This is a genomic window from Desulfobaculum sp. (assembly GCF_054921475.1).
In genome coordinates this window covers 1-3791 of sequence record NZ_JBUDSW010000304.1, presented here as the reverse complement: position 1 = coordinate 3791, position 3791 = coordinate 1, and the positions used below count along the sequence as shown (strand labels likewise).

The 3791-nt window shown below is 55.8% G+C and carries 2 protein-coding genes; one reads left to right on the top strand and one right to left on the bottom strand.

Annotation, left to right across the window (positions count from 1 at the left end):
• Window positions 1-1808 precede the first annotated feature (1808 nt).
• Window positions 1809-2396 (top strand): flavodoxin family protein, encoded by a 588-nt coding sequence (locus ACY69P_RS14985; RefSeq protein WP_459899909.1) that lies wholly within the window; start codon window positions 1809-1811, stop codon window positions 2394-2396.
• A gap of 427 nt (window positions 2397-2823) precedes the next feature.
• Here ACY69P_RS14985 and fsa read toward each other — a convergent pair whose 3' ends face one another.
• Window positions 2824-3474 carry a fructose-6-phosphate aldolase gene (gene fsa, locus ACY69P_RS14980; protein ID WP_404844961.1) on the bottom strand — a complete coding sequence of 217 codons (651 nt, stop codon included), beginning with the start codon at window positions 3472-3474 and terminating at the stop codon, window positions 2824-2826.
• Between the last annotated feature and the right edge of the window lie 317 nt (window positions 3475-3791).

Sequence of the window (3791 nt, the reverse complement as noted above, 5' to 3'; positions counted from 1 at the left end):
AAAGAGAGAAGCTGAAAAGAATGCGAGCCTAGCCATCCTACGGTGCATGGGGGCGTTGCCGCTCGTGCGTGTGAGCCTTCGAGTCCGGCAAAAAGGAGCACGCATTCCCACCGGACATGTCAGGCGGAATCTGCCTATGAATTACGTCATAATCACCGAAGCCTGAGAGAGGCGGACAGGGAGAAGTGTGCCGTTTTGGGGCGGCGGTTTTGTCAGGATCGTCGGCGAGGCCGGTCAGTCTTTCTCCGGTTTGACGTCCAAGATGGCGGCAGCGGCGCCGGAAATCCTTCAACCTCAAGTGAAACGTGGGAAAAGTGTTTCACAGGCAGGGGTAAAAACACAAAACCCGCATGGATAAAAGGCTCACGCATTTCCTTTCGTTTATTAAAGTTAACATAATTTACATTATGAGACTTTTACTCAAGTCGAAAACGGGCCGCGATTGGGCTTTCGCCCCGGCATTTTGCCCCCGTTTTTGGCCGTTTTGTCTGGCGCGTTTTTGCCCTGATTCGGCCCCTGAGTTTCAGATCTTGAGCTCCTGAGGGATCCTTGCCGACGACTTTTCCTGCTGAATTCCACAGCTTTCACAGCGCGGATATGCGAGCAATTAGGCGGATTACGCCCATTTTTGGCGGCTCTTCCTCGCCGGTGCTCCGCGCCATATTGGGCCTTGATGCCCAGCCTTGCGGGCTTGTGCGCCTCGTTGTTTCGGGCCGATGATTTGCCACTCAATGCCGCGTGGTGCCTCATTTTTCCTGCCTCACCGGGGCACTTTCTACGTCTTTTCACCGCCCTTGATGCCCTATCCCGGCATGTATTCGCGCAGCTTTTATCACGATGTTTCACGGCGTTTTTGAGGCCTTAGGCGAACTGCGCCAAGGTGGTTTTGTGGGTGTCTTTTCCACGCTTCGTCGACAGGTTCTCCACACGGCTTGAGGCGGCTCTGGGTGCTGATTTGACACAGTTGCCCTTTCTTTGACGGCTTGGTGGTGCTGCGTTGTTGGTTCTTTCCCTCATGCGTATCGAACATGCGTCAGGATTTCCTTTTCCCGGCTGTGCAGATGTCGTCTGCTTCTTGTTGGTCTGTGCTTTTATGCGCCTTTTTTGCGCTGTAATGTGGTTTCTTGTGATGATTGCCGCTCACTTTCAATGCCTACTTTGTGCTGGTATCATTGTGTCTTTCGCTTCTTCATTGGTTGTTGGCTCTTGCGTCGTCACTTTGCACGCATTCTGCGTCTAAGTTCCTCGAATTGGGCCACTTGTGGGGTTCTGAGCCATGTTGAGGCCCCTTTTCCGGCGAAAGGCCCTTGATGCGCCTCCTCGAAAGACTTTGGAACGGAGCTTCGCCCTTTCAAGCCGTGCTCCCCTCCCCTACCGCCTTGTCTGTCCATGCTTTTTTGGCTTTAACGGCGTTCATTGCGCGTCGTGAGTGCTTGGCGCGGCTTAAAACGCTCAAATTCGCCTTGTACGGCGTTTTTCACGTCTGCGTGACGTATTCCTTGCAACAAAGGAGAAAAGGCCCGCAAAGGGGTTGCTGTGTGAACGAAGGGGGAAGGTACGGGGGCTCTTTAATCTGTTTCTGCTATGGACGCAGAGGGAGGGAGTCTGGAGATTCCGTTGCGCTGTTGGGTGAGGGTGTCGCCCTCAATCCTTCGCACATTATCTGCCATCGGTGTTCATTTGCGACACGGTTTCACCGAATTCACCCAGTGCAGCATGGCCTTTTCTTACTTCAGCTGGCAAAATGCATGAGAGAGTATCGCAAATGAGCGCGTTATGCGTATCTATCTGCTATCGTAGGAGGAAATATGATTCTTGGAGTGGAAGGAAGCCCCAGAGCGAAAGGCAACTCGCACGCATTGCTTGATGCCGTTTTGAGCGGCGCTGCCGACAAGGGCCGGCATATTTTTTCAGCGCATCTGCGCGATTACCGCTACGAGTCCTGTGTCGGATGCGAAAAATGCCGCAAAGAGAAGATGTGCACGCGTCTGCAGGACGGAATGACTCTTCTGTACCCACGCATTCAGGAGTCCAAAGGACTTGTTCTCATCTCGCCAGTGCACAACTACAATGTTACCGCATGGATGAAGGCCTTTATTGACAGGTTGTACTGTTATTATGACTTCGAGGACACCCGCCCGCGCGGTTGGTCCAGCCGGCTTGCTGGGCAGGGGCGCAAGGCCGTCATCGGCATTATTGGCGAGCAGCCCGACGAAAAGGAACTCGGCTTTGCCCTCGACGCCCTGCGTCTGCCCCTTGAAGCGCTCGGCTATGACATCGTCTCCGCCATGTCCGTTCCTTCGCTCTTTGACCGGGGCATCATCTCCTCGCATCAAGACCTTATGGAAATGGGCTACAATGCTGGCGAAACCCTCGCCGACGCGCTCAAAGGGTAGCGAGGGCGAGGGGGTGCTTAGGGGCAGGCCGGGTCGTCGCGCCGGGGTCAAGAGGGTATCTCCGATGGCTTAAAGACTTCGTCCTTAAGAATCCTTAGGCTTTCGGGCTGGAAGCCCGCCCGAAAAAGAGTTGGGCGGCATAGCCTCTCCTTTTCAGGCCTCCTAAAAATGGGAGGACTACCCTTCCACGCTTAGGCAGTTGCCCGCGGAGGCGCGGCGCCAACCGCCGGGGCCTGAGAGAGACCGCTCGGTCGGAACGCATTACTGGCGTCTAAACGGGCTCGTGACGGGCCTGCGGCCCTTAACCCTGCGGAGCATCTTCTTCTTTGCCGGGTCGTCACGCCCGCTCCACCACCCACACAAAAAAAGGACGCCTCCGCTTCGCGCGGAGGCGTCCTTTACTCGTTTGTATTCGCCACTCGGGGCGCTAGGAGGCGCCGGGGGCTTTTTTCCAGTCTTCAAGGAACTTTTCCAGCCCGATGTCCGTAAGCGGGTGCTGGGACAGGCTTTTGAGGACCTTGAAGGGGATGGTCGCAACGTCTGCGCCCATGAGGGCGGATTCCACGATATGCATGGGACTGCGCACGCTGGCCACGAGCACCTGCGTTTTAAAATCGTAATTGCGGTAGATGGTGACAATCTGATTCACCATTTCCATTCCGTCGTAGGACATATCATCCACACGGCCGACAAAGGGGCTGATGTAGGTTGCTCCGGCCTTGGCCGCGATGAGCGCCTGAGACGGCGAAAAGCACAGCGTGACGTTGGTGGCGATGTTCTCCGACGACAGCTGGGCTACCGCTTTCATGCCTTCGAGGAGCATGGGAATCTTCACCACCACATTGGAGGCGATGGAAGCGAGGTCGCGCGCTTCCTTTATCATCTCTTCGGCCGTTGTCCCAACAACTTCAAGACTGACCGGGCCGTTGACTTCCTTGCAGATTTTCTCTGCCAGAGTGCGCCAGTTTTCGGACTCCTTGGCAAAGAGCGACGGGTTTGTGGTAACGCCGTCAATCAGGCCATAACGCTTGGCCTCCCGGATTTCCTCAAGATTTGCCGTATCAATGAAAAAACGCATGTATGGCTCCCTTGTGAGGTTAAAAAGCGGAAACTTCCCGCCAACCTAGCATAAAGGGCGCGGTTTTCAAATGCAAAACGCCCCGGCCAGACGCTGAGCCCGTGGGGCTGGTCTGGTCGGGGCGTTTGAAGGTCTACGGGCGCGGGGCGCGATGCCCTCTTGGGCGTGGTCGCGCTGGCCATACTGCCGATCCTGTCGAATCCGGTCCTTGCGCAGGAGCGCATACCGATCATCTTCGATACCGATTTCGCCATGCCGCCCACGGACGACGGCCTGACCCTGATTTTCTTTTCCTTCACCCTGCAGGGCTGCCTGGT